Here is a 6634-nt window from a genome sequence, read left to right on the forward strand (position 1 = left end):
GCCTGCACACCCGGGGCGCGGTGCTCGACTGGGACGGCGTCTTCGCCGGTCGCGGCGCACGCCGTGTCGACCTGCCGACGTACGCCTTCCAGCACCAGCGCTACTGGCTGGAGTCGGCCGCGCCCGAGGAGCCGGCCGCCGTCAGCGGTGCCGCTCCCGAGGAGACGCGCTTCTGGGAGGCCGTCGAGCGGGAGGACACCGCCGCCCTCGCCGCCGCGCTCGCCGTCGACGGCGCCGAGCCGGCCTGGCTGGAGGCCGCGCTGCCCGTGCTGTCGACCTGGCGCCGGCAGAGCCGGCAGCGCAACACCGTCGACTCGTGGCGCTACCGCGTCACCTGGAAGCCGCTCTCCTCCGCCCCCACCGCCGGCGTCTCCGGCACCTGGCTGCTGGTCGTCCCGGCCGGCGAGGCCGCCGGGGACGCCTGGGTGCCCGCCGCCGAGCGTGCCCTGACGGCCCGCGGCGGCGTGGCCGTGCGGGTCGAGTGGGACGCCGCCGACACCGACCGCGCCGCGCTCGCCGAGCGGATCCGCGCGGCGGCCGGTGACACCCCGCCGAACGGCGTGCTGTCGCTGCTCGGCTTCGACGCCGCCCCGCACGCCGCCCACCCCTTCGTGCCCGCCGGGCTCGCCGGGACGCTCACCCTCGTCCAGGCACTCGGCGACGCGGCCGTCGAGGCCCCGCTCTGGCTCGCCACCCGCGGCGGCATCTCCGTCGGCCGCTCCGACCTCGCCGCCGACCCCGCGCAGGCGCAGGTCTGGGGCCTCGGCCGGGTGGCCGGCCTGGAGCACCCGAACCGCTGGGGCGGCCTGGTCGACCTGCCCGGCACCGTCGACGACCGTGCCGTCACCCGCCTCGCCGACGTGCTGTCCGGCCAGGGCGGGGAGGACGAGCTCGCGGTCCGCGCGACCGGCGTGTTCGGCCGCCGCCTGGTCCGCTCCTCGCTCGCCGACCAGGCGGGCGGCTCATGGACGCCGCGCGGCACGATCCTGATCACCGGTGGCACCGGCGCCCTCGGCGGCCACGTCGCCCGCTGGGCGGCCGCCAACGGCGCCGAGCACCTGGTGCTCACCAGCCGGCGCGGCGACCGCGCCCCCGGCGCGGGCGAACTGGCCGCGGAACTCGCCGAGTCCGGCGCCAGGGTCACCTTCGCGGCGTGCGACGCGGGCGACCGCGAGGCGCTGGCCGCCGTCCTGGAGCGGATCGACGCGGAGGCCGGCACCCTGCCGCTCACCGCGGTCGTCCACGCCGCCGGCGTCGGCGACACCGGCGCGCTGATGACCACCGACCTGGGCGAGGTCGCCCGGATCGTCGCCGCCAAGGCCGCCGGCGCCACCCACCTGGACGACCTGCTGGGCGACCGGCCCCTGGACGCCTTCGTGCTCTTCTCGTCCAACGCCGCCGTCTGGGGCGGCGCGGACCAGGGCGCCTACGCGGCCGGCAACTCCTTCCTGGACGCCTTCGCCGAGCAGCGCCGGGCCAAGGGCCGTACCGCCACCTCCATCGCCTGGGGACTCTGGGGCGGCGGCGGCATGGGCACCGACGGCGACGAGGAGGCGATGCTGCGCGTCGGCCTCAAGCGGATGAGCCCCGAACTCGCGGTCTCCGCCCTCGTCCAGGCCGTCGAGCACGAGGAGACCAACGTCTCCGTCGCCGACATGGACTGGGAGCGCTTCGCGCCCGCCTACTCCGCCGTCCGGCAGCGCCCGCTCATCGGCGGCCTGCCCGAGGTCCGGCGTGTCCTGGACGCCGCCGAGGCCCCGGCCCCGACCGCCGCCACCGGCGGCAACGCCCTCGCGCAGCGGCTGGCCGGCCTGAGCACGGCCGAGCAGCACGCCGTCGTCCTGGAACTCGTGCGGGCCCAGGCCGCCGCCGCGCTCGGCCACGCCGAGGCCTCCGCCATCGAGCCCGGCGCCGCGTTCCGCGAACTCGGCTTCGACTCGCTCACCGCCGTCGACATCCGCAACCGCCTCAACGGCGCCACCGGGCTCAGGATGCCGACCACGCTGGTCTTCGACTACCCGACCGCCACCGCCGTCGCCGACCACATCCGCACCGAGCTGGTCGGCGCCGACACCGCCGCGGCGCTGCCCGCCGTCGCCACCGCGCTCACCGCCGACGAGCCCATCGCCATCGTCGCCATGAGCTGCCGCTACCCGGGCGGCGTCGACACCCCCGAGGAGCTGTGGCGGCTCGTCCTGGACGGCCGCGACGCGATCACGCCGTTCCCGACCGACCGCGGCTGGCCCATCGACGACCTGTACGACCCGGACCCGGAGGCGACCGGTACCACCTACGCCTACGAGGGCGGGTTCATCGACGGCGCGGGCGGCTTCGACGCCGGCTTCTTCGGGATCTCGCCGCGCGAGGCGCTGGCCATGGACCCGCAGCAGCGCCTGCTGCTGGAGGCCGCGTGGGAGGCGCTGGAGCGCGCGGGCATCGACCCGCTGTCGCTGCACGGCACCCAGGGCGGCGTCTTCATCGGCGCCGGCTCGCAGGGCTACGGCATCGACGCCGACGCCCCCGAGGGCACCGAGGGCTACTTCCTCACCGGCACCCAGTCGTCGGTCATCTCCGGCCGAGTCTCGTACACCCTGGGCCTGGAGGGCCCGGCGGTCACCGTCGACACGGCCTGCTCCTCCTCGCTGGTCGCCCTGCACCTCGCCGCGCAGTCGCTGCGCCAGGGCGAGTGCGACATGGCCCTCGCGGGCGGCATCACCGTCATGGCCACCCCTGGCGCCTTCGTCGAGTTCAGCCGCCAGCGCGGCCTCTCCGGCGACGGCCGCTGCAAGGCCTTCGCGGGCGCGGCCGACGGCACCGGCTGGTCCGAGGGCGCCGGCCTGCTGGTGCTGGAGCGGCTGTCGGACGCGCAGGCCAGGGGCCACAAGGTCCTTGCGGTGGTGCGTGGTTCGGCCGTCAACCAGGACGGCGCGTCCAACGGCCTGACCGCCCCGAACGGTCCCTCGCAGCAGCGCGTCATCCGCCAGGCCCTGGCCGGTGCCGGGCTGACCACGGGCGACGTGGACGTGGTCGAGGCGCACGGCACCGGCACCCGCCTGGGCGACCCGATCGAGGCCCAGGCGCTGATCGCCACCTACGGACAGGGCCGCGAGGGCGCCGAGCCGCTCTGGCTCGGCTCGATCAAGTCCAACATCGGCCACACCCAGACGGCGGCCGGTGTCGCCGGTGTGATCAAGATGGTCATGGCGATGCGGGAGGGCGTCCTCCCGCAGACCCTGCACGTGGACGAGCCGACCCCGCACGTCGACTGGTCGGCGGGCGCGGTCGAACTGCTCACCGAGAACCGCGAGTGGCCCGCGCTCGGCCGCCCGCGCCGCGCGGCGGTCTCCTCCTTCGGCGTCAGCGGCACCAACGTGCACACCATCATCGAGCAGGCACCGGCGGAGGAGCCGGCGGAGGCCGTCGAGGCGACCGTCACCGCTCCGGTGTCGTGGGTGGTGTCGGGCAAGTCCGAGGCCGCGCTGCGCGACCAGGCCGCGAACCTGGCGTCGTTCGTCGGGGCCCGCCCGGAGCTGCCGCTCACGGACGTCGGCTACTCGCTGGCGCTGTCGCGCTCCCGCTTCGAGTACCGGGCGGTCGTCTCGGGTACGAGCCGGGAGGAGCTGCTGGCCGGGCTGGCAGGCCTGGCGAGCGGTGAGGTGCCCGGCGGCTCGGTGAGCCGCGGCAAGCTCGCGTTCCTGTTCACCGGGCAGGGCAGCCAGCGGGCCGGGATGGGCCGGGAGCTGTACGACGCCTTCCCGGTGTTCGCTGCGGCCTTCGACGAGGTCGGCGCGCACCTGGACGCCCACCTGGACGTGCCGCTGAAGGACCTGGTCTTCGACGGGTCCGAGCTGCTGGACCAGACGGCTTACACGCAGGCGGCGCTGTTCGCCGTCGAGGTGGCGCTGTTCCGTCTGGTGGAGTCGTGGGGTCTGAAGCCCGACTTCCTGGTGGGCCACTCCGTGGGTGAGATCGCTGCTGCGCATGTCGCGGGTGTGCTGTCGCTGGAGGATGCGGCGAAGCTGGTGGCCGCGCGTGGCCGGCTGATGCAGGCGCTGCCCGCCGGTGGCGCGATGGCGGCGATCCAGGTCACCGAGGCGGAGGTGCTGCCGCTGCTGGCCGGCCGGGAGGCCGAGATCGCCGTGGCGGCGGTCAACGGGCCTTCCTCGGTGGTGGTTTCGGGTGACGAGGCCGCTGTGCTTGAGGTGCTGGAGCACTGGAAGGCGCAGGGGCGCAAGGGCCGTCAGCTGCGAGTGAGCCACGCGTTCCACTCGCCGCGGATGGAGCCGATGCTGGCCGAATTCCGTTCGGTCGCCTCCAAGTTGACCTACTCCGAGCCGAAGCTCGCGGTGGTCTCCAACGTGACCGGTGAGCCGGCGACCGAGCTGACGTCCCCCGAGTACTGGGTGCGCCACGTCCGCGGGGCGGTCCGTTTCGCCGACGGCATCACCTACCTGGCGGAGCAGGGCGTGACCACGTTCCTGGAGCTGGGTCCGGACGGCACCCTGTCGGCTCTGGCGCAGGAGATTGCCGAGGGCCATTTCGCGCCCGTCCTGCGCAGGGACCGCCCGGAGGCGCTGTCCTTCACCCAGGCCGTCACCGGCCTGCACGCCCGGGGCGCGGCGCTCGACTGGGACGGCGTGTTCGCCGGTCGCGGCGCGCGCCGCATCGACCTGCCGACCTACGCCTTCCAGCACCAGCACTTCTGGCTGGAGATGGGCGCACCGGCGAGCGACGTCTCCGTGCTGGGCCAGGTGGCGATCGGCCACCCGATGCTGAGCGCCGCGGTCGCTCTGCCGGAGTCGGACACGCTGGTCCTCACCGGCCGGCTCTCCCTCCAGTCGCACCCGTGGATCGCCGACCACCTGGTGATGGGCTCGGCCGTGCTGCCGGGCACCGGCCTGGTGGAGCTGGCGATCCACGCCGGTGACCAGGTCGGCTGCGGCCAGGTCGAGGAGCTGATGCTCCAGGCCCCGCTCGTCCTCGCCGAGCGCGGCGCCCTGGTGCTGCGGGTGATCGTCGAAGCGGCGGACGCGCTGGGCCGCCGCCCCGTGGCCGTCTACTCCCGCCCGGACGAGGCGGACACCGTGGAGCCGTGGACGCGGCACGCGGCCGGCTTCCTGGCGGCCGGTGCCGCCGAGCCGGCGTTCGACCTGTCGGTGTGGCCGCCGAAGGGCGCCCAGCCGGTCGAGGTCGACGAGCTGTACGAGGGCCTCGCTGCCACCGGTCTGGTCTACGGCCCGGTGTTCCGGGGCCTGCGCGCCGCCTGGCGTGCCGATGACGCCGTGTACGCCGAGGTCGAGTTGCCCGAGGGCGTGTCGGTCGACGGTTTCGGTGTTCACCCGGCCCTCTTCGACGCCGCGCTGCACGCCGCCGCCCTGGGCACCGCCCGTGACGCGGACGGCGAGGGGACGGGTCTGCCGTTCGCCTGGAACGGCGTCTCCCTGCACGCCACCGGCGCGTCGCTGCTGCGCATCCGGCTGACCCCGTCCGGCCAGGACGGTGTCTCCCTGGTGATGGCCGACGGCACCGGCAGCCCGGTCGCCTCGACCGACTCCCTGGTCTTCCGCCGGATCACGGCCGACCAGCTGTCGGCGGGCCGTGAGGCGATGCACGAGGCGCTGTTCGGGCTGGACTGGTCGGTGCTGGCGCTGCCGGCGGCCGGTGCCGGTTCGTGGGCGGTGCTGGGTGCGGCGGAGGGTGTCTTCGCCGGTGGCACCGGGTACGCGGGTCTGGCGGAGCTGGCCGCTGCCGGTTCGGTGCCGGAGGTGGTGTTCGCGCCGGTCGTGTCGTCCGAGGGCGTTGACGTGGTGGGTGCCGCTCACCGGTCGGCGCTGGAGGCGCTGGAGCTGGTGCAGGGCTGGCTGGCGGAGGAGCGTTTCGCCGGTTCCCGTCTGGTGTTCGTCACCCGTGGCGCGCTGGGCGATGATCTGGCCGGTGCCCCGGTGTGGGGTCTGGTGCGGACGGCGCAGTCGGAGAACCCGGGCCGGTTCGTGCTGGTGGACGCCGACGCTTCGGTGACCCCGGGGCTGCTCTGGTCGGTTCTCGGCTCGGACGAGACCGAGGCCGTGGTGCGCGACGGCGCGGTGCGGGTGCCGCGCCTGACCCGGACGCCGGTCATCGAGGGCGGGTTCGAGCTGGACGAGGCCGGCACGGTGCTGGTCACCGGCGGTACGGGCGCGCTCGGCTCGCTGGTCGCCCGTCACCTGGTCACCGAGCACGGTGTCCGACACCTGGTCCTGACCAGCCGTCGCGGCCTGGCCGCCGAGGGTGCGCGGGAACTGGCGGACGAGCTGGTCGAGTTGGGCGCCGCCGAGGTGGAGGTCGCCGCGTGCGACGCCGCCGACCGCGACGCCCTGACGGAGCTGCTCGGCACCATCGCCGGCCGCCGCCCGCTGGCAGCAGTCGTGCACACGGCCGGTGTCCTGGACGACGGCGTGATCGGCTCCTTCACCCCGGAGCGGCTGGAGGCGGTGCTGCGCCCGAAGGTGGACGCCGCGTTCAACCTGCACGAGCTGACCCGCGACCTGGAGCTCAGCGCCTTCGTGCTGTTCTCCTCCGTCGCCGGTGTGATGGGCAGCGCCGGTCAGGGCAACTACGCCGCCGCCAACACCTTCCTGGACGCGCTGGCGGAGCA

General features: G+C 75.1%; 1 protein-coding gene. It reads left to right on the plus strand.

Annotated features, from left to right (window positions below; genetic code table 11):
* On the plus strand, window positions 1-6634 hold a 6634-nt coding region (locus tag ACZ7C5_RS37715; protein WP_470324434.1), incomplete at both ends, for an SDR family NAD(P)-dependent oxidoreductase.

This window comes from Kitasatospora sp. NPDC036993 (assembly GCF_055607525.1).